Raw genomic sequence first — 23382 nt, 5'->3', positions numbered from 1 at the left:
GTTTCGGGCGCGATTCGCGCCGCCCTTCTGACGGGCGAGCCGCGCGCCAAGTGCTTCGCCGCGCGCGACGTGGCGCGGCGCTGGCGGCGGGGCGAGCTTGCCTTCGCCTTCGACGTGGCGATGCCGGACCGGCCCGCATGGCCCGACCGGCCCGAGCTGCTCCCGCCGAACCGGATGCCGAAACGCGGCAAGTTCGGCTCCGAGCGTGCGCGCATCGCCCTGTGGCACAGCCTTGCCCATATCGAATTCGTCGCGATCGACCTCGCGCTCGACATGGCGGGGCGGTTCGGGGGCGAGATGGGCGAGGAATTCGTGAGCGACTTCCTCTCGGTCGCCGCCGACGAGGCGATGCATTTCGCGCTGCTCGCAAGGAAGCTCGAATCGCTCGGCAGCCACTATGGCGCGCTCCCCGCCCATGCCGGGTTGTGGGAAGCGGCGCATGAGACGCGCCACGACGTCGCGGCGCGGCTGGCCGTGGTTCCGATGGTGCTCGAGGCGCGCGGGCTCGACGTGACCCCGGCGACGCTCGAACGAGTCGAGGCGGCGGGCGATTCGGGCGGTGCTAAAATCCTTGCGCGCATACTTGACGACGAAATTCGCCATGTGCGCTTCGGGACCAAGCACTTTGTGGAAATTGCCGAGAGCCTTGGAAACCCGCCCGAAACCCTGTGGAAACACCTGGTCGAAACGCATTTTCGGGGGAGCCTGAAGCCGCCTTTCAACGACTCGGCGCGTCTTGCAGCCGGTTTGTCCCGGGAATTCTATGCAAATGTTGCCTCCTGAAATCTCTTGCCGATAACCCATGCTCGTCCAGCCTGCGGGCCCGGACCGAAAGCAAGGCGTGCGAAAGACGCGCCGGGAGAGCGAAAGGCGCGAACAGCGCCGCAACGAAGGACCGGGTCAGATATGAGCGCGACCGTGCTTGCGAGATTCACGAAAATCACCGGCGTGCTGGCGGCCGCTTTCGGCCTTGCCGCGGCGAGCCCGGCGATGGCGAACACCGCCGCCAATGCTGCGAACGCCGCGAACGCCAATGCCGCCAACGCGGCGAGCGCGAACGCCAACACCGCTGCTTCGACTTCGACCGGCGCCGCCGCCGACGTGGTGAAGCCGGTGCGCGAGGAAAAGGGCGAGAGCCTGACCAACGGCGACCCGCGCTTCCGTCAGCTTTTCGCGAGCTGGCGCTCGCTCGACACGAAGGGCCCGGGCGCACCGGTCGAACAGCCGGTTATCTCCGTGCCTTCGCGGATGCCGCTGTCGGGCTTTCGCATGACGAGCGATTACGGGATGCGCACCCATCCGGTGCTCGGGCGGCGCAGGCATCACAAGGGCGTCGACCTCGCCGCGCCGACGGGCACGCCGGTCTACGCCACCGCCGACGGCATGATCGAGCGCGCCGAGTTCTCGCGCTCCTATGGCCTCGTCATCTACGCCGACCACGGAGCGGGTCTCGAAACCCGCTATGCGCACCTGTCGAAGCTCGCCGTCGCCGAGGGTGAGCGGGTGAAGAAGGGCGACCTGATCGGCTATGTCGGGTCGACCGGTCGTTCCACGGGTCCGCACCTTCATTACGAAGTTCGCGTCGATGGGGTTGCAGTCAACCCGATTCCCTATATGGTGGAAACCGAAACGCAGGTCGCCGCGGCGGATCGCCCCGAGCTGACCGGCCAGGGCGGCGAGTAGGCGCGGCCCATTCGACAGTTTGCCCGTGAAGAGCGGGCCGGACATTGGAGAGGGTGTCCGAACATGGGCGGCGGGTTATCCCGCCGCCTTTTTTGTTGCGCCGGCGGGATTGTCGTTCGCTTTCCCCGATCCGCAGGCAAGTTGTTCCAAGCAACCGATTCCCCCTTGCCCGCGCCGCGCGCGCGGTTAGTCTCGCATCCCGAGAGAGCGCGCCCCGTTCGCCGGTCGAGCGAGGGCGCCCCTTTGGGAGACACATCATGAGCCTGCATCCGACCGCGCACGCCGCGAGCCGCCCCGATCACCCTGCCGTCATCATGGCCGGGAGCGGGAAGACGATCACTTTCCGCGAGATGGAGGACGAGGCCAATCGCTTCGCCCACCTGCTGCGCGCGCGCGGGCTCGGCCCGAACGAGGGCGGCGGCGATGCCTTCGCGGTGCTGCTCGAAAACCGGATCGAGTATTTCACCCTCATCTGGGGTTCGCAGCGCTCGGGCACGATGCTCGTTCCGATCTCGACTCGCCTGACCGCGCCTGAAATCGCCTATATCCTGCGCGACAGCGAGGCGAAGCTGCTTATCACTTCCAGCGCCTTTTCGGATGTGCTCGAAGGGGTGCGCGCCGAATGTCCCGACCTGCCGGTGCTGGTGATGGACGCAGGCGGCGAGGAGGACTTCGCCGCCGCGCTCGCCGCCCAGCCGGCGGAGCGGATCGAGGACGAGAGCGCCGGATCCGTAATGCTCTATTCCTCGGGCACGACCGGGCGGCCCAAGGGCATCCGCCCCGCCCCGCCCGCCGATCCCGACCCGCAGGCCGCCGTCCCGCTGATGGGGCTCGCCGTCATGGGGGCCGGGATGCCGACCGACGGGTCGATGGTCTATCTCTCCCCCGCTCCGCTCTATCACGCCGCCCCCATCGGCTGGTGCTCGACCGCGCACCGGCTCGGCGGGACCGTCGTGATGATGGAGAAGTTCGAGCCCGAGGCAGCGCTCGCCGCGATCGAGAAATACAAGGTCACCGACAGCCAGTGGGTCCCGACCCACTTCGTCCGTTTCCTCAAGCTCGACCCCGAGGTCCGCACGAAATACGACCTCTCCAGCCACCAGCGCGCGCTCCACGCCGCCGCGCCCTGCCCGGTCCCGATCAAGCAGGAGATGATCGAGTGGTGGGGGCCGATCGTGAACGAATACTACGCGGGCAGCGAAAGCATCGGCATGACCATGGTGCGCTCGCCCGAATGGCTCACGCACCCCGGCAGCGTGGGCAAGGCGATCTACGGCACGCTCCACATCTGCGGGCCCGACGGCGAGGAACTGCCCGCGGGCGAGGACGGCCTCATCTATTTCGAGAACGACCTCCTGCCGACCTATCACAACGATCCCGCCAAGACGAAGGAGGCGATGCATCCCAAGGGCTGGATGACGTTGGGCGACATCGGCCACGTCGATGAGGACGGCTTCCTCTACCTCACCGACCGTAAGAGCCACATGATCATCTCCGGCGGGGTCAACATCTACCCGCAGGAGATCGAGAACCTCCTCGTCACCCATGACAAGGTGATGGACGCCGCCGTGATCGGCGCGCCCGATCCCGACCTCGGCGAAAAGGTGGTCGCGGTGGTGCAGCCGATCGATATGGCCGAAGCGGGCGAGGGGCTGGAGCAGGAACTGCGCGACTTCCTCGCGCCCCAGCTGGCCCGCATCAAGATGCCCAAGCTGTTCGATTTCCGCCCCGACCTGCCGCGCGAGCAGAACGGCAAGCTCTACAAGCGCGAATTGCGCGACGAATATGCCGCAAAGGCCAAAGAGGGGGTGGACGCATAATGGCGAGCGCCAGCGAGACGAAGCCCGCCGTCCTCCCGCCCGAAACCGCGCGCGAGGTGATCGATCCCAAGGCTTATGCCGAATGGAACGGCCTGCTCGACACGTTCGACCGGCTGCGGGCCGATACCCCCGTTGCGAAGGTCATGCCCGATACCGAGGGCCTGTTCGAGCCCTTCTGGCTGGTGACGAGCTACGACGAGGTCATGCGGATCTCGAAGGACAATGCCGGTTTCCTCAACAACCCGCGGCCCGTCGTGTTCAGCTTCAACCAGGCCATCGAATTCAGCCGCGCGGCGACGGGCTCGGATATGCTGGTCGATTCGCTGGTGGTGTTCGACGCGCCGGTGCATCCCAAATACCGTCGGCTGACGCAGGAATGGTTCATGCCGCGCAACCTCAAGACGCTTGAGGACGAAATCCGCGCGCTCGCCCACCGCACGGTCGATGCGATGCTCGAAAAGGGCGGCGAGGTGGACTTCGTCAAGGAAGTCTCCGGCCCCTATCCCCTGCGCGTCGTCATGCAGATCCTCGGCGTGCCCGAGGAGGACGAGCCGCGGATGCAGATGCTCACCCAGCAGCTTTTCGGCGGGCAGGACGCGGACCTTTCAGGGACCGGCATGGAGAACATGACGCCCGAACAGGTGGTGCAGCTCGTCGCAGGCGCGGTGAAGAGCTTCGAGGACTATTTCGCGCAGATCGCCGAGGATCGCCGGGCGAACCCGACCGACGACGTCGCCAGCGTCATCGCCAATGCGACCGTCGACGGCGAGCCGCTGCCGCCGCGCGACATGGCGGGCTATTACATCATCGTCGCGACCGCCGGGCACGACACCACCAGCGCCTCGACCGCAGGCGCGATGCAGGCGCTGGCGAACGATCCCGAGCAATGGGCGCGGGTCAAGGCCGACCGCTCGCTGCTGCCCGGCATCGTCGAGGAGGCGATCCGCTGGACCACCCCGGTGCAGCATTTCATGCGTACGGCGGCCGAGGATTGCGAGGTCGGCGGACAGCAGGTGAAGAAGGGCGACTGGCTGATGATCAACTACGTCGCCGCCAACCACGACCCCGCGCAGTTCGACAATCCGCGCAAGTTCGACGCCGCCCGCTCGCCCAATCGCCACCTCGCCTTCGGCGCAGGGGCGCACCAGTGCCTTGGCCTGCACCTTGCCCGGCTCGAAATGCGGCTGCTGTTCGAGGCGCTGCTCGACAAGGTCGCGCTGGTCGAACCGGCGGGCGAGGCGAAGCGGGCCAGCAGCACCTTCGTCGGCGGGCTCAAGACCCTGCCGCTGCGGGTGACGCCGGAGTAGCCTTGCCCCGGCCGCCGCTCAACCGAGCAGGCGCCGGGCGATGGCGCGCACGTCTTCGCCCATGTCCTCGCGCTCCATCGCGAGCGCCAGCGTCGCCTCGACGAAGCCGAGCTTGCTGCCGCAGTCGTAGCGGTTGCCGTCGAAGGTCACGGCGTGAAAGGGCTGCGTGCCGATCATCTTCGCCATCGCGTCGGTCAGCTGGATCTCGCCGCCCGCGCCCTTGCCCTGGTTTTCCAGCACGCGCATCACTTCGGGCTGGAGGATGTAGCGGCCCGAGACGATCTTGTTCGAGGGCGCCTTGTCCACCGGCGGCTTTTCGACCAGCCCCTTCACTTCGGTCAGCGCACCCTTGACTTCGCCCGGATCGATCACGCCGTAGCTTGAAACGCTCTCATGGGGCACTTCGAGGACGCTGATGAGATTGCCGCCGACCTTTTCGTAAGCATCGACCATCTGCTTCATGCAGCCGGTGCCGTCCCTGTGCCCGATCATCAATTCGTCCGGCAGGAATATCGCGAAGGGTTCGTCGCCGACGATCGCGCGGGCGCACCAGATCGCATGGCCCAGCCCCATCGGAACCTGCTGGCGCACGGTGATGATGTCGCCCGGCGTCGCGCGGGTAGGGTCGAGCACGTCCAGATCCTTGCCGCGCTCGCTCATCGTCGTTTCGAGCTCGTAGGCCATGTCGAAATGCTCGACGATCGCGGTCTTGCCGCGCCCGGTGACGAAGATCATCTGCTCGATCCCCGCCTCGCGCGCCTCGTCCACCGCATACTGGATCAGCGGGCGGTCGACGATGGGGAGCAGTTCCTTGGGCACGGCCTTGGTCGCGGGCAGAAAGCGGGTGCCGAGCCCGGCAACGGGAAAGACGGCTTTCAGAATCGGCTTGTTCGTGGTCATGAAAAGGGCTCTCGCTGTTTGCTGTGCGAAGGGCGATGGGCGACCGAAGGTGTGTTGGCCTTCACATTGGTCAAGGTCAACGCCGCAATGCCGAACCCGCCGGCCCCCCGTCGTAACGCCGCGCCCATTGCGCGATAGGCTTGATCGGCTAAATGATCGCCCATGGACAAGCTGATCATCAGAGGCGGCAACCGCCTGTCGGGCACGATCCCGATTTCGGGCGCCAAGAACGCCGCGCTCACTCTCATTCCCTGCGCGCTTTTGACCGACGAGCCGCTCACCTTGCGCAACCTGCCGCGGCTCGCTGACATCGACGGTTTCCAGCACCTGATGACGCAGTTCGGCGCGTCGGTGGAGATCCACGGCAACAAGCGGCCCGAGGATTTCGGACGGGTCGTCACCTTCGAGGCTTCGCGCCTCACCTCCACGGTCGCGCCCTACGACCTCGTGCGCAAGATGCGCGCCTCGATCCTCGTGCTCGGCCCGATGCTGGCGCGCGCCGGCGAGGCGACCGTGTCGCTGCCCGGCGGCTGCGCGATCGGGAACCGGCCGATCGACCTGCATCTGAAAGCGCTCGAGGCGTTCGGCGCCGAAATCGAGCTGGCGCAGGGCTATGTGAAGGCGATGCAGCCCGACGGCGGGATGAAGGGCGGCGATTTCGACTTTCCCGTCGTCAGCGTCGGCGCGACCGAGAACGCGCTGATGGCCGCGGTGCTGGCCGAGGGGACCTGCCGCCTGTTCAACGCCGCGCGCGAGCCGGAGATCGTCGACCTGTGCAACCTGCTCATCGCGATGGGGGCGGAGATCGAAGGCGTGGGCACGTCCGACCTCGTCATCCATCCGGTGAAAAGGCTCCACGGGGCGACCTACCGGACCATGCCCGACCGGATCGAGGCGGGCTCCTACGCCTGCGCGGCGGCGATCACCGGCGGCTCGGTCAGGCTCGAAGGGGCGAAGGCCGAGGATATGCACGCGACCATTCATGCCCTGCGCAATATCGGGGTCGAGGTGCGCGAGGACGCGCGCGGGATCGACATTGAAACGGTCGGTCCGCTGAAGCCGGTCAACCTCACCACCGCACCCTATCCCGGCCTTGCCACCGATATGCAGGCGCAGCTCATGGCGCTGCTGTGCAAGGCGCAGGGGACCAGCGTGCTCAAGGAGACGATCTTCGAGAACCGCTTCATGCACGTCCCCGAACTCGCCCGGATGGGCGCCGATGTCACGACCGAGGGGCGCACCGCGATCGTCAAGGGCGTCGAACGGCTGACGGGCGCGGAAGTCATGGCGACCGACCTGCGCGCCTCGATGAGCCTCGTCATCGCCGCGCTCGCGGCGGAAGGCGAGACGCAGGTGCGGCGCATCTACCACCTCGACCGGGGCTATGAACGGCTGGAGGAGAAGCTGCAGCTGGCGGGCGCGGATATCGAGCGGGTCGACGACTAGGCGGGAACCTTCGCCTGTGCTCCGGCGCTGTTCCGGTAAACACGGGAACACACGCAGGAGGACCCCATGATCATCAGGCTCGCCGCCCTCGCCGGGCTCGGTTTCGCCGGATATTCGCTGTTCGAACGCCGCCGCCGCAGGAAGCGCAACGCCGCCTATGCCGAAGGCGAGCCCGACGGGCCGTTCCGCAATGCCGGAGCCGATGCGACGCGGTCGAAGGACACCATGTCGAAGCAGGACGAGGCGCTCGACGAGACCTATCCGGCAAGCGACGCGACCGCCAAATACTAGCGCGCCACCAGCCACACCCTGATCGCGCTGGCGAGGCCGGGCGGGGTTTCGGCGCGGATGCGTTCGGCGTCGATCCGGGCGACCAGCGCGCTCACCGCCAGCCCCTCTTCCTCCGCCGCCGCGCGGAGCATCTCCCAGAACACCGGTTCGAGGCTGATCGAGGTCTTGTGCCCGGCAATCGCGACCGAGCGTTTGACCGGCGGATGGTAGGGAATCGGGCTCACGGCGAAGTTGATAAAGTGCATACGGGGGTGAGCAAACCGGGTTTCGCCGCGTAGGAACCCGCCTCGGCGATTCCTACGCCGATTTTTCTTTCCTACCGGATCGAAGGGTCCGCCGCGGACCCCCTTTCCTACATTCAGGCGGCCTGGGTCGCCTTTTCTTGCCCGTCCGTCCCGGCAGGCGCGGCGAAGGGCTGCAGCGCCAGCGCGAGCGCGGCGAGCTGCGCCGTCGAAAGCGGCTCGAAGAACCTTACGCCCGCCTCGCCCTCCCCGGCCCAGCGCACTTCGGCAAGGCGCGGATCGTGCCCCGGCAGGGCGAGGCTCACCACCCGGCCCGACGCATAAGGCCCGGCGACTGCGATCTTCGCGCCCTCGGCGGAGAGGTCGAGCAGGCGCGCTTCGGCCCGCTCGCGCCCGTCGATCACCGTGGCCGCAGCGCGGATCGCGAGGCGCAGCGGGCGATGGCCGAATTCGGCATCCGACGCGATGAAGTCCTCTTCGGCGACCGGCACGGCGAAACGATAGCCCGCGCGCCCCGCGCCGCTCCAGACGCGCTCGACCGGGAAGGTCGCCCCGTTCGACAGCTGCAGGATCACCCGCTCTTCGGGCGGGACGTCGTGGAAGAAGGCCAGCCCCGCGCCGCTCAGCGACACGTCGCGCACCACGCATGGATATTCGCCGCTCTGGCAGACGAGCTTGGCGATGCGCAGCACAAGCCGCCCGCGCGGTGCGCTGCGGCGCTCGTCCTGCGGCAATGTCCGGCTGGTTCCCGTCATGGCGTCATGCCCCTTCGATGCAATGGCAGGGAAGGTAAGCGCCCATGCTTAACGAAGTGCGAAGACAGACCCGTTTTCCCTGCGTAAGCGGGCAGGGCGGGGGTTAACGCGGGATCAGTACATATGCTGGCCGCCATTGATCGACAGGGTCGATCCGGTGACGAAGCCCGCGTCCTCGCTGACGAGGAAGGCGACGCCGCGCGCGATCTCGCTCGCCTGGCCGAGCCGGCCGACGGGGATGCGCGCGACGATCTTTTCGAGCACGGCATCGGGCACGGCGGCGACCATGTCGGTGTCGATATAGCCGGGCGCGATCGCGTTCACCGTCACGCCCGATTTCGCGCCTTCCTGCGCCAGCGCCTTGGTGAAGCCGTGGATCCCCGATTTCGCCGCGGCGTAGTTGACCTGCCCGTATTGCCCGGCCTGCCCGTTGATCGAGCCGATATTGACGATCCGGCCCCAGCCGCGCTCGCGCATTCCGGGAAAGCACGCCTTGGCCATGTTGAAGCACCCGCCGAGGTTGATCCGCATCACCTCGTTCCAGTCCTCGAAGCTCATCTTGTGCAAGGTCGCGTCGCGGGTGATCCCGGCATTGTTGACGACGACATCGACGGGTCCGACCTCGCTCGCGACTTTCGCGCACCCGGCAAGCGTCGCCTCGTGGTCGCCCACGTCCCACTTGTAGCAATGGATGCCGAGCGCATCGGCGCAGGCGCGTGCGGCCTCGTCGTTTCCGGCGTAATTGGCGACGACGGTGAAGCCGTCCGCCTTGAGCTGTTCGCAGATCGCGCGGCCGATCCCGCGCGTTCCCCCTGTGACGATCGCAACCCGGCTCATGTCCTTCTCCCCTTGCAGCACCCGGTGCGAGACTAGACTGCGCGGGACCATCCGCAAAGAAAAACCCCGCCGGGGCGGGGTTTTGCGCCTTTTCGGGTTTGCCGGGGGGCGTCAGAACCGGATCTGCGTGCCCACGTAAACCGCCTGACTGTCCTTGACCGCGTTGGTCAGGGGGCCGAGCCGTTCGCGTTCCTGCGAATAGCGCACGCCCGCGGTGACATCGAGATTGGGCGACAGGCTGAAGCTGCCGCCGACCCCGACCGTCTGGGCCGAGAGCGAATCGAGCGTGTTGGGCGAACGGCCCGCGATCGCTTCGGGTTCGAGTTCGATCCGGGGTTTCAGGCGCGAGGGCTCTTCCTTGCGCTTGGCAGGCTCGAACTCGGAAAGGTCGGGCATCGACATATCGCGCACGGTCGAAGGCAGTTCGACCGTCCGGGCGAAGCTCTGGTAGCCGCGCGCCGTGCCGAGGTTGAACTTGCTCTGCGTGAGGCCGGCGAGGTTCGTGCCGACGCCGGGCGCCTGCTTGATCGCGTCGCGCACCGAGATCGCCTGGGCGCGGTTGTCGTCGTCGATCCGCACCGCCACGGTGACGGTGCGTTCGGCGAGCGGCGAGGCCGAGCCGGCGGGCGTGAAGCGGATGCCGCGCGCCGCAGCGCTTTCCGCGACTCTCGCGGCGAGCTGCGGATCGACCGAGGCGGGGGTGAACAGGTCGAAGCCCGCGCCCGATTCGCCGGGTGCTGCGGAAGAGGTGACGAGCGCGAGGCCCGCGCTCGGCAGGGCCACGGCGAGCGCGCCCAAAACGGCGAGACGCAGGCGTTTCGCCCGCTTCGTCGCTGCCTTGTCCGCCCCGCGTGTCATCGTCCTGTTGCCCTCTGGCTTTCTCTGTCCGGTTCGATCCGAGCCGGATTTCCAGCTCGGACGATACCATGCATCATAGCGATGAACGAGAGATGATCGCCCACCCATGTTATCGCACGGTGAGAATATGCGCGCTGTGGCGAAAGGCGCAATCTTTCCCCTGCTTCCCGGCGCGCTTCCCCCGCGACCTGTTGCGCCGGGCACACAGGTTCGCGCCGAGGTTCGCGTTCGCCCGTGCCGGCGCGGGACGGTTAAGGCGGGCGAAAGGGCGGGTGGGCGATTCGCCCGCGAAAGCTTGCCGCGCGGACCCTTGCGGGTATAGAGCGCGGGGCACAGACGGAACGAAGAGGTATCAGCAACCGTGACCCCGGCCAAAATCGCACGATCCATCCCCGCACGGCTGCTTGCGGCCAGCGCGGCCCTCGGCCTGCTCGCGGCCTGCGGCGGGAACGAGCGCCCCACGAGCGAACTGCCGAGCGCGCAGATCAACGCGATCGGGGTCAACGCCTATCTCTGGCGCGCCGCGCTCGAGACCTTGAGCTTCGCCCCGCTGGCGAGCGCGGACAGCGCCGGCGGCGTGGTGGTGACCGACTGGTATGCCAACCCGTCGAACCCGGACGAGCGGGTGAAGCTCGCCATCACCATCCTCGACCAGCAGCTGCGCGCCGATGCGCTGCGAGTCGCGGCGACGCGGCAGGTGCGCCAGGACGGCGCCTGGGTCGAAGCCCCGGTGCAGGCGGCCACCGTGCAGAAGCTCGAGGACATCATCCTCACCAAGGCGCGCGACCTGCGCCGGAAGGCGATGAGCTCCTAAGCATCGCATTCGCTGCGCGCGGCGCTTCCATTTGCCGCCGAAATCCATAAAGCGTGCGCGCATGAGCGACGACACCAAGGACACTGCCCGTTTCGATCCGGCGAGCGCGGACCTGCGCTGGCAGCAGGCGTGGGAGGAGCAGGGCACCTTCACCGCCGATTCCGCGAGCCCCAGGCCGAAAAGCTACATCCTCGAGATGTTCCCCTATCCCAGCGGGCGCATTCACATGGGCCACGTGCGCAATTACACGATGGGCGACGTGCTGGCGCGCTATCGCCGGATGCGCGGGGACGAGGTGCTTCACCCGATGGGCTGGGACGCCTTCGGGATGCCGGCCGAGAATGCCGCCATGGAAAAGAAGGTCCATCCCGGCGAGTGGACCAGAGCCAATATCGAACAGATGAAGGCGCAGCTGAAGCGCATCGGCTTCGCGCTTGACTGGACGCGCGAGATCGCGACCTGCGAGCCCGACTATTACGGCCACGAACAGGCGCTGTTCCTCGACCTTTACGAGGCGGGGCTGGTCTATCGCCGCTCCTCCACGGTCAACTGGGATCCGGTCGACATGACCGTGCTGGCGAACGAGCAGGTGATCGACGGCAAGGGCTGGCGTTCGGGCGCGGAAGTCGAGAAGCGCCAGCTCGACCAGTGGTTCTTGAAGATCACCGATTTCGCCGAGGACCTGCTCGCGGGGCTCGACGACCTTGCCGACTGGCCCGACAAGGTGAAGCTGATGCAGGAGAACTGGATCGGCAAGTCGCAGGGGCTCGAATTCAGCTTCGACCTTTCCTCGGGCGAGAAACTCCCGGTCTATTCGACCCGGCCCGACACGATCTTCGGCGCGAGCTTCGTCGCGGTCGCGGCCGATCACCCGGTCGCGCAGGGGCTCAGCGATGACCCCGACGTCGCCGCCTTCATCGCGGAGTGCAAGCGCGGGGCGACCACGGCAGCCGCGCTCGAGACGGCGGAGAAGCTGGGCTATCGCACCTCGATCACGGCGAAGCATCCCTTCACCGGCGAGGCGCTGCCGCTGTTCATCGCGAACTTCGTGCTGATGGATTACGGCACGGGCGCGGTCATGGGCGTGCCGGGACACGACCAGCGCGACTTCGAATTCGCCACCAAATACGAGCTTCCCATCGCGCGCGTGGTCGCCTCCGACCCGGCCAATGCCGACGCTCCGTTCGAGGGCGAGGCGGAAGCCGGCGACGGGGTGATCGTGAACTCGGACTTCCTCGACGGCATGAGCGTCGAGCAGGCCAAGGCCGAAGTCATCGCCCGCGCCGAACAGGGCGGCTGGGGCAAGGGCACGACCGTCTGGCGCCTGCGCGACTGGGGCGTTTCGCGCCAGCGCTACTGGGGCACGCCGATCCCCTTCGTCCATTGCGAGAGCTGCGGCATCGTCCCCGTTCCCAAGGACCAGCTTCCCGTGAAACTGCCCGAGGACGTCGATTTCGAAACGCCGGGCAACCCGCTCGAACGCCATCCGACGTGGAAGCACGTGGACTGCCCGAAATGCGGCAGACCCGCCCGGCGCGAGACCGACACGCTCGACACCTTCGTCGATTCCTCGTGGTATTTCCTGCGCTTCGCCTCGCAGCCCGACGACAAGCCCTTCGACCCGGAGGAAATCGCCAAGTGGCTCCCGGTGCAGCACTATATCGGCGGGATCGAGCACGCGATCCTGCACCTGCTCTACGCCCGGTTCTGGACCCGCGCGCTCGAACGCATCGGCAAGCTGTCGGTGACCGAGCCCTTCGCCGCGCTGTTCACGCAGGGCATGGTGACGCACGAGACCTACAGCCTCGGCGACGGCAGCTGGCTTTCGCCCGACGAGGTGAAGAAGAGCGGCGAGGACTATGTCCACATCGAAAGCGGCCAGCCCGTCACCGCGGGCCGCGTCGTCAAGATGTCGAAGTCGAAGAAGAACGTCGTCGACCCCGACCGGATCATCGAACAATACGGCGCCGACGCGGTGCGCTGGTTCATGCTCTCGGACTCCCCGCCCGAGCGCGACCTGCCGTGGTCCGACAGCGGCATCGAGGGCTGCGGACGCTTCGTCCAGCGGCTCTGGCGGCTGTTCTCTTCCTACGACCCTGCCGCACAAGGCGAGGACAAGGCGCTTCTGCGAAAGGCCCACCAGGCCATCGTCGCCGTGGCCGAGGACATCGAGGCGCTCTCCTTCAACAAGGCGGTTGCGCGGATCTACGAACTGACCGCCGCGACCGAGAAGGCGAGCCCAAGCGAATCCCGCAATTTCGCGATCCGCACGATCCTCCACCTCGCCAGCCCCATGATGCCGCACCTTGCCGAAGAGGCGTGGTCGAACATGGGCGCAAGCGGCCTCATCGCCGATGCGCCTTGGCCCGAGCACGATCCGGCCCTGCTGGTCGAGGACGAAGTCACCATCGCGGTCCAGCACAAGGGCAAGCTGCGCGACACGCTGACCGCGCCCAAGGGCGCTTCGAGGCAAGACCTCGAAGCGCTTGCGCTCGCTTCCGAGAAGGTCCAGCGTTCGCTCGATGGAGCGGAAATCAGGAAGGTGATCGTCGTGCCCGACCGGCTGGTCAACATCGTCACCTGATGCGCGGCGGAGCAGTCCTTTTCGCGTCCTTCGCGCTGTCCGCCTGCGGGCTCGAGCCGATGTATGCGGGCGGCTCCGATGCCGCGGTCGCGCAGGGGCTCGCCGCGGTCGACGTGCCCGCGATTCCGGGGCGCGGCGGGTGGCTGGTGCGCAATGCGCTGCAGGACCGGCTGGGTGCGGGCGGCGAGGCGCCGACGCGCTACCGGCTCGACGTGCGATTGGACGATTCGCTCGAAGCGCTGGGCGTGCTCAACGACGACACGATCAGCCGCGAGCGGCGGATCCTGCGCGCGCGTTATCAGCTGGTCGACACCGGCACGGGCGAGATCGTGCTCGATGCGACCGCCGGCTCGGACGCGGGGATCGACGTGGTGTCGTCCGAATACGCCACCATCGCCGCCGAACAGAAAGCGCTCGAAAACCTCGCCGAGGAGATCGCCGACCGCATGGCGACGCAGATCGCGCTTGCGCTCAGGGAGCAGGCGCGGGGACAGGCGCGCGGCGCGGCGGCGCAATGAGCGCGCGGTGAAGGCGAAGAGCCACGAATTCGCTCGCGGCCTGCCGCGCGCGGCGGCGGGAGCCTCGATCTTCTTCTTCTGCGGCCCGGACGAGGCGGGTGCGTGGGAAGCGGCGAACCGCGTGATCGCTTCGCTTCCGCAAGCGGGCGAGCGGGTCGAGCTGTCGGGCGCGGAGCTGAAGAACGACGCGGCAAGGCTCGGCGACGAGGCGCGCTCGGTCTCGCTGTTCGGGGGCGCGCGGCACATCGTCGTGCGCTGTTCGGGCGACGAGGCGCATGATGCGCTCGCCGCGCTGATCGAGACGGGCGAGACGGGCGCGGGGGCGGCGGCCCCGGTGATTGTCGTCGCGACCAGCGCCACCGACAAGTCGCGCACCGCCAAGCTGCTGGAAAAGCGCAAGGACGCGCTCGTCGCGATGTTCTACCCGCCCGATGTCGCGACGCTGGCGGCCGCGGTGCGGGCGATGGCCGATGCTGCGGGGCTGCGTCTCGGCGGCGACCTTGCCGAACGGATCGCGCGCGGATCGGGGCTCGACCTGCGGCTCGCCCGGTCGGAGGTCGAAAAGCTCGCGCTCTATGTCGGGGCGGACCCGCAATCGCCCCGGCCCGCGAGCGCAGAGGACCACGCCGCGATCGGCGCGGCGACCGAGGAAGACGGGTTCCAGCCGGTCGTCAACGCGGTGCTCGGCGGGGACATCGCCGCGCTGCCCGGAGAGCTGCGGCGGATGCGCGAGCACGGGCTCAACGCGGTCGGGCTGCTGCTGGCGATCGAGCGCCGCGCGGCGCTGCTGGCGCGGATCATGGCGGCGGTCGGCCCGCGCGGGTCGTTCGGCAGTCTCGACAGGGGCGCGCGGGCGCGGCTCGGCATCTTCTGGAAGGAAGAGAACGAGATCGCCCGCCAATACGCCTGCTGGAGCGCGCCCGCGGGGCGCGGGTCGCAAGTGCGCAAGCTCGACCGGCTGGTGCCCCGGCTGGCGGCGCTGCACCGCGCCCTGATGACGAACAGCCAGGCCGCCGACCTGCTGCTGGCGCAGGACCTTGCGCAGATCGCACGCTTCGCCGCGAAGCGGTAATGAAACGGGGCGGCGCGTTCTTCGCACCTGCAAAAACACCTTGATTATGGTTGCTGCGGGGATAATGGTGATCGCGTAGACGGGGGGTCGCACTATGCGGGGAGTGCGATAGCGCAATGAATGAATTTTCCGCCAACCTGAAGCGGGTGGCTGCGCCGGACGGAGTGGAGCGCAAGATCGCTCCCTCGCTCGAGCGTCGTCGGCTGCGCGCCTACGCCGCGCTGCTGCTGCTCGACGGGCTGCTGATCCAGGCGGGATTCTTCCTCGGCGGCCTGCTGTATGACGGCGACCTGTGGGACCAGCGCACCATGCTCGCCGCACAGACCCTTACCCCGTTGTTCTTCACCATCGCGCTCTACAACGGGACCTATGGCGTCAAGGCGCTGACGAACTGGCATCACGCCGTGGTCAAGGGTCTGACCGCGCTCGCGCTGTCGGCGGCGCTGCTCAATTTCGTCGCCTTCTACACCAAGTCCAATGCCGAATTCAGCCGCGTCTCGGTGACGCTCGGCCTGCTGCTCACCGCGCTGCTGATGGCTTCCATGCGGCGGCTGGTCCCGCTTGCGGTCGAGCGGTTCTGGAACGGGCAGGTGCGCAACCTGCTGGTGATCGAGGACGGCGGGCCGAGCTTCGCGCTGGCCGGGGCGACATCGGTGTCGGCGGCGAAATACGATCTCGATCCGATGAGCCACGACCCCTATATGCGCGACCGGCTCGGCAAGCTGCTGAAGAACCGCGACAAGGTGGTGGTGTCCTGCCCCTATGATGCGCGCGAGGGCTGGGCCGTGCTGCTGAAATCGGCGGGCGTCTATGGCGAGATCGTGAGCGAGCCCGCGCATCGCCTCGGCGCGGTCGGGGTGCATCGCTACGAGGACCAGGACCGCACTTCACTGGTCGTCTCGCACGGCCCGCTCTCGCTGCGTTCGCGCATCGTGAAACGCGCTTTCGATACGGTGGTGGCGCTCGGCGCGCTTGTCGTGCTGTCGCCGCTGCTGATCGTGGTGGCGATCCTGATCAAGCTCGAGGACGGCGGGCCGGTGTTCTTCGTCCAGCGCCGCATGGGGCGCGGCAACCAGTTCTTCGAGATGTACAAGTTCCGCTCGATGCGGGAGGAAAAACTCGATGCCAACGGCGACCGATCGACCGGGCGCGACGACGAGCGCATCACGCGGATCGGCGCCTTCATCCGCCGCACCAGCATCGACGAGCTGCCGCAGATCCTCAACGTGCTGAAGGGCGAGATGTCGATCGTCGGCCCGCGCCCGCACGCGCTGGGGAGCAAGGCGAACAACAAGCTGTTCTGGGAAGTGGATGCGAATTATTGGCAGCGCCATTGTCTGAAGCCCGGCCTGACGGGGCTGGCGCAGGTGCGCGGCTATCGCGGTGCGACCGAGCAGGAGAAGGACCTGACCGACCGCTTGCAGGCCGATCTCGAATACATCACCGGCTGGTCGCTGCTGCGCGACATCGCGATCCTTTTCAAGACCGTCTTCGTGCTGCGCCACGCCAACGCCTATTGAGGCGCCGGATAGGGCGGGAGTTCATTCCTCCTGCGGCACCTGGAAACTGCCCGTCACGCGCCCGTCGGACGATCCGCTCGCGCCCGAGCCGGATGCGCGCCCGTCGACGCTCGAGAGCCCGCTCGCAAGGTCGATCACCAGCCGCCCGCCGTTCAATGTGTCCGTCCCGCGCCGCAGCCGCACATCGCCCGCCATGGTGATGACCCGGCGATTGAAATCGTAGATCGCGCTCGACCCGCTCGCGCGTTCGTTGCCGCGGGTGACGACGACGCCCCCCGTGGCGGTGATGCGATCGATGCGCAGGTCGCCGCTGTCGTCGTAGCTGACGATGGTGCGCGCCGCGCGCATGGTGAGGTCGGCCTGTTCGATCACCACTCCGCCCGACAGCACCACCCGGTTGGCGCGGTCCTGCAGTTCGATCCGGTCGGCGGCGTAGTTCACCGGCGCGCGCGAATCGTGGCTGGCGATCGATTGCGCGTGCGACGAGATGCCGCCCATCAGCGCGATCGTGCCGAGAAAGCCCGCCGCGCCCCAGGCGAGCGCGATACGGGAGAGCTGTGTGGGCTTGCGGGTCATTGCGGCATCCTCAGCTTGCCTGGTATCATGGTGAGCCGCGCGTCGCCTTCCAATGCGAGCGTGCGCGCGGCGATGTCGGCGCGGATCGACCGGGCCGAAAAGGTTCCCGCCGGAACCGCGCCCTCGACCCCGGCATCGCCGGTCATCAGCCGCTGCTTGAGGTCCACAGAAACCCCGCGCGCGGTCATCGAATAGCCGTCGGCGGCGGTCAGACGGACCGGGCCGGTGACATTCACGATCTCCTTGTCGATGTCGTAGATGCCGCCCTCTGCGGCGAGCCGCGCGGGGCCTTCGGGAAGAAGGATCTGCGCGACGAGATCGTTCATCCGCACCAGCCCCTCCGCGCTCGACCGCTGCACCGCCTCGCCCGCCATCAGCGAGAAGGGCCGCCCCTTGTCGTCGCGCCCGCGATACATCGCATTGTCGACCGACAGGCGCTCGTCGATCATCGCCACCTGGTTGCGGTCGAGCAGGAAGCTCACCTCGCCGCGCGGGGAGAGCGGCGTAATGACCATCAGCCCGGCGACGATTCCGACGCCGATCGGCAGCGCGCGAGCGAGAAATCCCACCAGGCGATCATGCGACCCGCCGGGCGCGGCGAAATGCTGGCGGCGCGAACGCAGCGCCTTCGCCTCGTCGGTCTCGATGCGCTTCTGCTTCGCTTTCGCCATGGCGTCAGGGGGCCGTCAGGAGTGGCTGAAGATGTCGTGTTCGGCCCAACCGGCGATGTCGAGCAGCGCGCGGGTGGGGAGGAAGTCGAAGCACGCCTGCGCGATCTCCGTCCGCCCCTCGCGCGCGAGCCGCACGGTCAGCTCCTCGCGCAGCCGGTGGAGATAGCGCACGTCGGACGCGGCATAGTCGCGCTGCGCCTCGTTCAGTTCGGGCCCGCCCCAGTCGGAGCTTTGCTGCTGCTTCGAAATGCTCTCGCCCAGCAATTCGTCGGTCAGGTTCTTGAGCCCGTGGCGGTCGGTATAAGTGCGGGTCAGCTTGCTCGCGATCTTGGTGCAGAACACGGGCGCGGCCATCACGCCGAGATAGTAATGCAGCGCGGCGAGATCGAAGCGGGCGTAGTGGTAGAGCTTCACCCGCGCCGGGTCCGCCAGCACCGCTTTCAGGTTGGGCGCGGCGTAATCGCTGCCGGGGCCGAAGCGCACGAGGTGTTCATCGCCCGACCCGTCGGAAATCTGCACGAGGCACAGCCGGTCGCGGTGGGTGACGAGGCCCATCGTCTCGGTATCGACCGCGAGCGCGCCGTCGCCCGCGAGCACGCCTTCGGGCAGGTCTTCTTCGTGGAAATGCACTGTCATGGGCAAGCGCCCTACGCCGATTGGGGATAGAGGGAAAGGGCGTAGTGGCGCGGCGTGGCGGCGTTCGGATACACCGCTGGCCCGGAGGAGAGAATGTCCGATCCCGTCCCCGAAAGCTGGCGCCCGGCGCTCGAACCCGTCCTCGCCTCGCCCGAGGCGCGGCGGCTGGGCGGCTGGCTCAAGGCGGAGGAAGCGGCGGGCAAGCAGGTCTTTCCCCCGCGCGGGGAAAGGCTCGCCGCGCTGGCCATGACACCATTGGAGAAGGTGCGCGTCGTCATCCTCGGGCAGGACCCCTATCACGGGGAGGGGCAGGCGCACGGCCTCGCTTTCTCGGTGCGCCACGGCGTCCGGCCGCCGCCCTCGCTGGTCAACATCTTCAAGGAGCTGGAAAGCGACCTCGGCCTGCCGCGTCCCGATACCGGCGACCTCACCAAATGGACGCGGCAGGGCGTCCTGCTGCTCAACAACACGCTGACGGTCGAGGCGGGCAAGGCGGGCAGCCATGCCGGGCGCGGCTGGGATGCCGTCACCGATGCCTGCGTCGCGGCGGTGGCGGCGAGCGGACTGCCCACCGTCTTCATCCTGTGGGGCAGCCATGCGCGGAAGAAGGCAGGGCGCGTGCCCGGCCTCGGCAAGGGACCGCACCACCTCGTTCTCGCCTCTCCCCACCCGAGCCCGCTGTCGGCCCATGCGGGCTTCTTCGGCTCGCGCCCTTTCAGCCAGGCCAACGCCTTTCTCGAGGCAAACGGGCGCGGGGCGATCGACTGGTCGCTTTAGGCGGCTTGCGCCCGCGCCGGGGCTGTAGGAGGGTGCGCGCCATGAGAGAGGACGAAGCGAGGCAGCGGCTCACCCGCCGCGCCGCCGAACTGGACGAGGAGGACCGCGCCGGGGCCGAGGGCCGCGCGCCGGTCACGCTGCAACAGGACAGCGTCGGCAGGCTTTCGCGCATGGACGCGATGCAGCAGCAGGCGATGGCGCAGGCGCAGGAACGCCGCCGTGCCGCCGAGCGCAAACGCATCGCCGCCGCGCTCGAACGGCTGGACGAAGGCGAATGGGGATATTGCCTGACCTGCGGCGAGGAAATCGCGGCGAAACGGCTCGAACACGACCCGAGCGTGGCGACCTGCGTGCGCTGCGCTGCGGGACAGGACTAGGGGGAAGGACATGACCGATACCGTGCTGCTCGATGTCGAAGGCGGCATCGCCACCGTCACGCTCAACCGCCCGGAGGCGATGAACGCGCTGAACCGCTCGTTGAGGCGGCGGCTCTACGAGGTGATGGTGGAGGTCGACGGGCGCGAGGACGTGCGCGCCGTCGTCCTCACCGGCGCGGGTGAGCGGGCCTTCACCGCCGGGCTCGACCTCAAGGAACTGGGGCGCGAGGAAGGCGCATTGGGCAGCGCCAACGCGACCGACCCCGCCGACAACCCGGTGCGCGCGATCGAGGTCTGTTCCAAGCCCGTGATCGGCGCGATCAACGGCGTGGCGATCACCGGCGGGTTCGAGGTCGCGCTCGCCTGCGACGTGCTGGTGGCGAGCAGCAATGCCCGCTTCGCCGACACCCATGCGCGCGTCGGCATCGTGCCGGGCTGGGGCCTGTCGCAGAAACTCTCGCGCATGATCGGCATTTCGCGGGCCAAGGAACTCGCCTTCACCGGCAATTTCCTCCCCGCCGACAAGGCGCTCGAATGGGGCCTCGTCAACCACGTGGTCGAGCCGGGCGAACTGATGCCACTCGCACGGCGTCTCGCGGCGGCGATGGCCGAGATCGACCCCGCTTTCCTCGCCGCCTACAAGCGGCTGATCGACGACGGCTATGCGCAAAGCTTTGCCGAAGGCATGGCGCTGGAGGCCGAAAGATCGGGCGCGGCGAACAGCGCGGTGTCTCCGGAAGAGGTCGAGGCCCGCCGCGCCGCCGTACAGGCGCGCGGGCGCGGGCAGGGCTAGGGCTGCTTTCGGGCTGTCGTCGATTTGGGGCGAATGGCCGAAAGTGGGTGGGAAACGGACATCAAGAAACCCAAAGCGAGGTTGAGTTCGTTACTAGCCATTCGCCATCCGGCTGTTTCTTCAACTTCAGAAGCTGGCCTGCACCAGCCAACCAGCCCCAAGATCTGCTTTCGAACATGAGAGCGGAGGTTCCGTTCTCGTATATATAGGGCAGATAGATCGCGGATACTGTGTGCTCGTAGGTTCGGTTGTCCATATCAGTCGCCGCATCAACGGCATCGTCACCAAAGGCAATTCCTCTGGAAACCAGCAGGTCTGACACGTTACTGCACTCTGTGACCGCGTTCTTCATCGGACCGTCAAGCAGCATCGCTTCGAGCGCTTGAAGATCACGCTTGGAAAAATCATCCATCGGAAAGCCAGCAGAACCCCAAGGATCAGAGTTTCTCACCCGCCACCAACCGAGGCCCGGCAGATCGGAGTTCTCTAGAAAATCTCTCAAACGGGATACCTGAGAAGCGACATCGCCATCATAGTTGATGAGCATTTCCTCGTCCCGCGTTTTGAAAACAAATGTCTCATCCGACGCGATATTCAGTCCGCGCTGCAACTGCTCCCGTGCGATGCCACATAAGGAAGCGCGATCCGTGGACGGGCCGAAACCTGCCGCAACCATGCCGACCGACGCTACAATAATCGCGATGGGAGCCGTCTTCACATGGGCAGTGTATCGGCAATGCTCTCGTCTGCAATGGGGTCGTTAGCGGACAGTCCGCTCTCGGCTTCAGTCGCACTGAAAGCGACACGACTGTCGAAGACTCGCGGGCGCAACTGGTCGCCCCGCCTGCGCCAGCCTAAGCTGCATTGCGGGTTGCCCTTGTGGCACCCGGCCGGCGGGAAGGGGGCACGCGGATGGTCGCTGAAATCGAACCGGGACAGCTCGACGAAGCGACCTTTTCCCATGTCCGGGTCATCCTCGGCGTGGTCACCTCGCTCGCCATCGCGCGGATTCTCAACGGGCTTGCCGGCTTCGCGCAGAACCGGCGCAAGAACACGCCCTATCTTGTCCACACGCTGTGGGCGATCTTCCTGCTCCTGCTGATCGCGCATTTCTGGTGGTTCGAATTCGCGCTCGCGCAGGTCGGCGCGTGGCCGTTCGAAGCCTATGCCTTCCTCATCTTCTTCGCCTCGCTGCATTTCTTCACCGCCGCGCTGCTGTTCCCGGACCAGCTGGAGGAGGGCGCGCCTTACGAGGACTATTTCTTCGAGCATCGCGGCTGGTTCTTCGGCTTTCTGGGAGCGCTGTTCCTGTTCGACATGGTCGACACCGCATTGAAGGGCGCGGACTATTTCGCCTCGCTCGGTGCGCTCTACCCGGTGCGCCAGGTCGGCTACGCGATCGCTTGCGCCGCGGCGATCCGGTGGGACAACCGCCGCTTCCACCTCGCGCTGGTGATCGGCTTCATCCTGCTCGAAATGGCCTGGATCGTCGAGCGCTACGCCGACTGAGAGGCCCGCTTCAGAACGCCGTCGTCAGCCGCAGCCCCGTCACCACGCCGTCGTCGCGGGCGGTGATCGCGCCGTCGATCCACTGCGCGTTGGCCGTGAGCTCGACGCCTTTCGCAAGGCCGAAAGTGTAGAAGACCTCGACCCCTTCCTCGTCCTCCAGTCCGACCCTGTTCGCGAGCACTTCGACCAGTTCGTCGGTCAGCGAATATCGGAAATAGGCCGCGCCGAAGCGGTCCTGCGGGCGCTTTCGCGGATTGCCCGAGACGCCGATGAAGCCGCTCGCATCGAGGAAGGTCGGATCGCCCAGCGTGCCGTGGATCTGGCCGAAGATGCCCCATCCCTTGCCCGGAGCCTCGGGCCAGACGCCGAGATACTGGTAGGCCGCGAGCACCGCGCCGAATTCGCCGCGCGTGTTGCCGAAGCTGGTCCCCGGCGGCGGGATGAGTGCGGCGGGCAGGTTGTCGGCGGCGATTTCCGAGCGGGTCGAGCCGGACAGTTTCAGCGCGTAGAAACCGGGCTTGCCGCCCAGCTTCACCGGGAAGGTGACCGAGCCCAGGAAGGCGACCCCGTCCTCGAAAGCGGTCTCGAACCCGGTGCGCTCGTATTGCGAGGCGGGGTCGAACACCCACAGCCGGTAGAGCGCGCCCTCGGTCGGCACTTCGAGCAGCGCGCCGGTGATCGTGTTGGGGATGATCGCGGAAGGCGGCAGAGCGAGGGAGAGGTTCTGGAAGCCATAATGCCCGTTGCTCCCCACGACCGGCAGCTGGCCCGCTAGGTCGAGGATGTTGACCTTGCCGACCGTCAGCTTGGTGCCGGAGTTCCAGCGTTTCGAGACGCTCGCCGAAAGGTCGAAATCGCCCGCGCCCTCGCCCCGGAACAGGGCGGTGTTGTTGGGGATGAGGCCGATTTCGCCGTTCGACGTCTTCCCCCAGGTAAACTCGGGCCGCAGGGTGAGCGTCCAGCTGTCGTCGAGTCCGAAGGCGCGGCCCTTCACGTCGACATAGGCATCGGCTCTGCCCGCATAGCGCAGGGTCGAAGGCGCATCGCCCGCCACCGGCGCATCGACGAATTGCGAGACGACCAGCTTTACGTCGATCGGCCCGGAATCGGGTTTTGCGGGAGGGGCGGGAGGCGGAGGGGGCGCCTCGGCCTGCGGCCTCGGCGTGTCGGTTCGGGCGGGTTCTTCGGCGTCGGTGCTTCCGGCAGGGGCCGGTTCCTCGGCATGGGCAGGAACGCCCGCGACAAGCGCTGCGCCCGCCAGCAGCGCGGCCAGTCCGGGGCGCGAACGCCCGGTCCTCCTCGACATTGCGACCTCTTCCCCCGTCTTCGAGCCCGGCTTTCGCGGCGCGGCGGCCCGTCACACCGCTGCGCCAGCCGGCCCTGTCCTCTCCGACGC

The 23382-nt window shown here is 67.4% G+C and carries 25 protein-coding genes; 15 read left to right on the top strand and 10 right to left on the bottom strand.

Going from position 1 to position 23382, the window contains the following annotated elements; genetic code table 11:
* Positions 1-27 precede the first annotated feature (27 nt).
* The 4 genes from G9473_RS12230 (at position 28) to G9473_RS12215 (ending at position 4810) form a co-directional block, all read left to right on the top strand.
* Positions 28-783, top strand: coding sequence for a ferritin-like domain-containing protein (locus G9473_RS12230; protein WP_291138437.1), 756 nt, complete (start codon positions 28-30; stop codon positions 781-783).
* A 123-nt stretch (positions 784-906) separates the two neighbouring features.
* Entirely contained in the window at positions 907-1683 is a 777-nt protein-coding gene (locus G9473_RS12225; protein ID WP_291133609.1) for a M23 family metallopeptidase, read from the top strand.
* 257 nt (positions 1684-1940) lie between these two features.
* A complete protein-coding gene (locus G9473_RS12220) occupies positions 1941-3503 on the top strand; it encodes an acyl-CoA synthetase (protein ID WP_291133608.1) in 1563 nt (520 codons plus the stop codon).
* Complete coding sequence (locus G9473_RS12215) at positions 3503-4810, top strand: cytochrome P450 (RefSeq protein WP_291133607.1); 1308 nt, start codon at positions 3503-3505, stop codon at positions 4808-4810. Before G9473_RS12220 ends, G9473_RS12215 begins: the two co-directional genes overlap by 1 nt.
* An 18-nt stretch (positions 4811-4828) precedes the next feature.
* On the opposite strand, the gene galU is transcribed toward G9473_RS12215, so the two are convergent.
* A complete protein-coding gene (gene galU / locus G9473_RS12210; protein ID WP_291133606.1) occupies positions 4829-5710 on the bottom strand; it encodes a UTP--glucose-1-phosphate uridylyltransferase GalU in 882 nt (293 codons plus the stop codon).
* 162 nt (positions 5711-5872) lie between these two features.
* On the opposite strand from galU, the gene murA reads away from it, so the two are divergent.
* On the top strand, positions 5873-7156 hold the full coding sequence (gene murA, locus G9473_RS12205) for a UDP-N-acetylglucosamine 1-carboxyvinyltransferase (protein WP_291133605.1): 1284 nt from the start codon (positions 5873-5875) through the stop codon (positions 7154-7156).
* A gap of 66 nt (positions 7157-7222) precedes the next feature.
* The gene (locus G9473_RS12200) at positions 7223-7447 is read left to right on the top strand and encodes a hypothetical protein (RefSeq protein ID WP_291133604.1); all 225 of its coding nucleotides are present in this window, start codon (positions 7223-7225) and stop codon (positions 7445-7447) included.
* On the opposite strand, the gene G9473_RS12195 is transcribed toward G9473_RS12200, so the two are convergent.
* The 4 genes from G9473_RS12195 to G9473_RS12180 all read right to left on the bottom strand — a co-directional run bounded on the left by G9473_RS12195 (position 7444) and on the right by G9473_RS12180 (position 10139).
* Complete coding sequence (locus G9473_RS12195; RefSeq protein ID WP_291133603.1) at positions 7444-7692, bottom strand: ribbon-helix-helix domain-containing protein; 249 nt, start codon at positions 7690-7692, stop codon at positions 7444-7446. The genes G9473_RS12200 and G9473_RS12195 overlap by 4 nt on opposite strands.
* A gap of 113 nt (positions 7693-7805) precedes the next feature.
* Positions 7806-8444, bottom strand: coding sequence for a PilZ domain-containing protein (locus tag G9473_RS12190; RefSeq protein ID WP_291133602.1), 639 nt, complete (start codon positions 8442-8444; stop codon positions 7806-7808).
* A 114-nt stretch (positions 8445-8558) separates the two neighbouring features.
* Positions 8559-9281 (bottom strand): acetoacetyl-CoA reductase, encoded by a 723-nt coding sequence (gene phbB / locus G9473_RS12185; protein WP_291133601.1) that lies wholly within the window; start codon positions 9279-9281, stop codon positions 8559-8561.
* A 111-nt stretch (positions 9282-9392) separates the two neighbouring features.
* Positions 9393-10139, bottom strand: a complete 747-nt coding sequence (locus G9473_RS12180) for a hypothetical protein (protein ID WP_291133600.1) — start codon at positions 10137-10139, stop codon at positions 9393-9395.
* Between the two features lie 361 nt (positions 10140-10500).
* On the opposite strand from G9473_RS12180, the gene G9473_RS12175 reads away from it, so the two are divergent.
* The 5 genes from G9473_RS12175 to G9473_RS12155 all read left to right on the top strand — a co-directional run bounded on the left by G9473_RS12175 (position 10501) and on the right by G9473_RS12155 (position 16647).
* Positions 10501-10953: a DUF3576 domain-containing protein gene (locus G9473_RS12175; RefSeq protein ID WP_291133599.1), complete on the top strand. Its 453-nt coding sequence runs from the start codon at positions 10501-10503 to the stop codon at positions 10951-10953.
* A gap of 61 nt (positions 10954-11014) precedes the next feature.
* Positions 11015-13537, top strand: a complete 2523-nt coding sequence (leuS, locus tag G9473_RS12170) for a leucine--tRNA ligase (protein ID WP_291133598.1) — start codon at positions 11015-11017, stop codon at positions 13535-13537.
* Positions 13537-14055: an LPS assembly lipoprotein LptE gene (gene lptE / locus G9473_RS12165; RefSeq protein ID WP_291133597.1), complete on the top strand. Its 519-nt coding sequence runs from the start codon at positions 13537-13539 to the stop codon at positions 14053-14055. Before leuS ends, lptE begins: the two co-directional genes overlap by 1 nt.
* Positions 14056-14062: 7 nt before the next feature.
* Complete coding sequence (gene holA / locus G9473_RS12160) at positions 14063-15127, top strand: DNA polymerase III subunit delta (protein WP_291133596.1); 1065 nt, start codon at positions 14063-14065, stop codon at positions 15125-15127.
* A 116-nt stretch (positions 15128-15243) separates the two neighbouring features.
* Positions 15244-16647: an exopolysaccharide biosynthesis polyprenyl glycosylphosphotransferase gene (locus G9473_RS12155; RefSeq protein ID WP_291133595.1), complete on the top strand. Its 1404-nt coding sequence runs from the start codon at positions 15244-15246 to the stop codon at positions 16645-16647.
* A 21-nt stretch (positions 16648-16668) separates the two neighbouring features.
* Here the strand turns inward: G9473_RS12155 and G9473_RS12150 are convergent, their stop codons facing one another.
* From G9473_RS12150 to G9473_RS12140, 3 genes are read right to left on the bottom strand one after another with little or no spacing between them, the layout of a single operon-like run.
* Positions 16669-17223 carry an LptA/OstA family protein gene (locus G9473_RS12150; RefSeq protein WP_291133594.1) on the bottom strand — a complete coding sequence of 185 codons (555 nt, stop codon included), beginning with the start codon at positions 17221-17223 and terminating at the stop codon, positions 16669-16671.
* A complete protein-coding gene (gene lptC, locus G9473_RS12145; protein ID WP_291133593.1) occupies positions 17220-17894 on the bottom strand; it encodes an LPS export ABC transporter periplasmic protein LptC in 675 nt (224 codons plus the stop codon). Before lptC ends, G9473_RS12150 begins: the two co-directional genes overlap by 4 nt.
* Positions 17895-17909: 15 nt before the next feature.
* Positions 17910-18530 carry a ribonuclease D gene (locus tag G9473_RS12140; protein WP_291133592.1) on the bottom strand — a complete coding sequence of 207 codons (621 nt, stop codon included), beginning with the start codon at positions 18528-18530 and terminating at the stop codon, positions 17910-17912.
* A 93-nt stretch (positions 18531-18623) separates the two neighbouring features.
* Here G9473_RS12140 and ung point away from each other — a divergent pair, with 93 nt between their 5' ends.
* The 3 genes from ung to G9473_RS12125 are packed head-to-tail and all read left to right on the top strand — an operon-like array spanning position 18624 to position 20477.
* Entirely contained in the window at positions 18624-19307 is a 684-nt protein-coding gene (gene ung, locus G9473_RS12135; protein WP_291133591.1) for a uracil-DNA glycosylase, read from the top strand.
* A 41-nt stretch (positions 19308-19348) separates the two neighbouring features.
* A complete protein-coding gene (locus tag G9473_RS12130) occupies positions 19349-19684 on the top strand; it encodes a TraR/DksA C4-type zinc finger protein (protein WP_291133590.1) in 336 nt (111 codons plus the stop codon).
* A 10-nt stretch (positions 19685-19694) separates the two neighbouring features.
* Complete coding sequence (locus tag G9473_RS12125; RefSeq protein WP_291133589.1) at positions 19695-20477, top strand: enoyl-CoA hydratase; 783 nt, start codon at positions 19695-19697, stop codon at positions 20475-20477.
* A 61-nt stretch (positions 20478-20538) separates the two neighbouring features.
* Here the strand turns inward: G9473_RS12125 and G9473_RS12120 are convergent, their stop codons facing one another.
* Positions 20539-21195 carry a hypothetical protein gene (locus tag G9473_RS12120; protein ID WP_291133588.1) on the bottom strand — a complete coding sequence of 219 codons (657 nt, stop codon included), beginning with the start codon at positions 21193-21195 and terminating at the stop codon, positions 20539-20541.
* A 194-nt stretch (positions 21196-21389) separates the two neighbouring features.
* On the opposite strand from G9473_RS12120, the gene G9473_RS12115 reads away from it, so the two are divergent.
* Positions 21390-21986 carry a hypothetical protein gene (locus G9473_RS12115; RefSeq protein ID WP_291133587.1) on the top strand — a complete coding sequence of 199 codons (597 nt, stop codon included), beginning with the start codon at positions 21390-21392 and terminating at the stop codon, positions 21984-21986.
* A gap of 10 nt (positions 21987-21996) precedes the next feature.
* Here the strand turns inward: G9473_RS12115 and G9473_RS12110 are convergent, their stop codons facing one another.
* Positions 21997-23292, bottom strand: a complete 1296-nt coding sequence (locus G9473_RS12110) for a carbohydrate porin (RefSeq protein ID WP_291133586.1) — start codon at positions 23290-23292, stop codon at positions 21997-21999.
* Positions 23293-23382 lie beyond the last annotated feature (90 nt).

Origin of the sequence: Erythrobacter sp. (assembly GCF_011765465.1) — a bacterium.
GTDB lineage: Bacteria > Pseudomonadota > Alphaproteobacteria > Sphingomonadales > Sphingomonadaceae > Erythrobacter.
The sequence above is the reverse complement of the archived record's forward strand: the minus strand, read 5'-3'. Positions and strand labels throughout refer to the sequence as shown.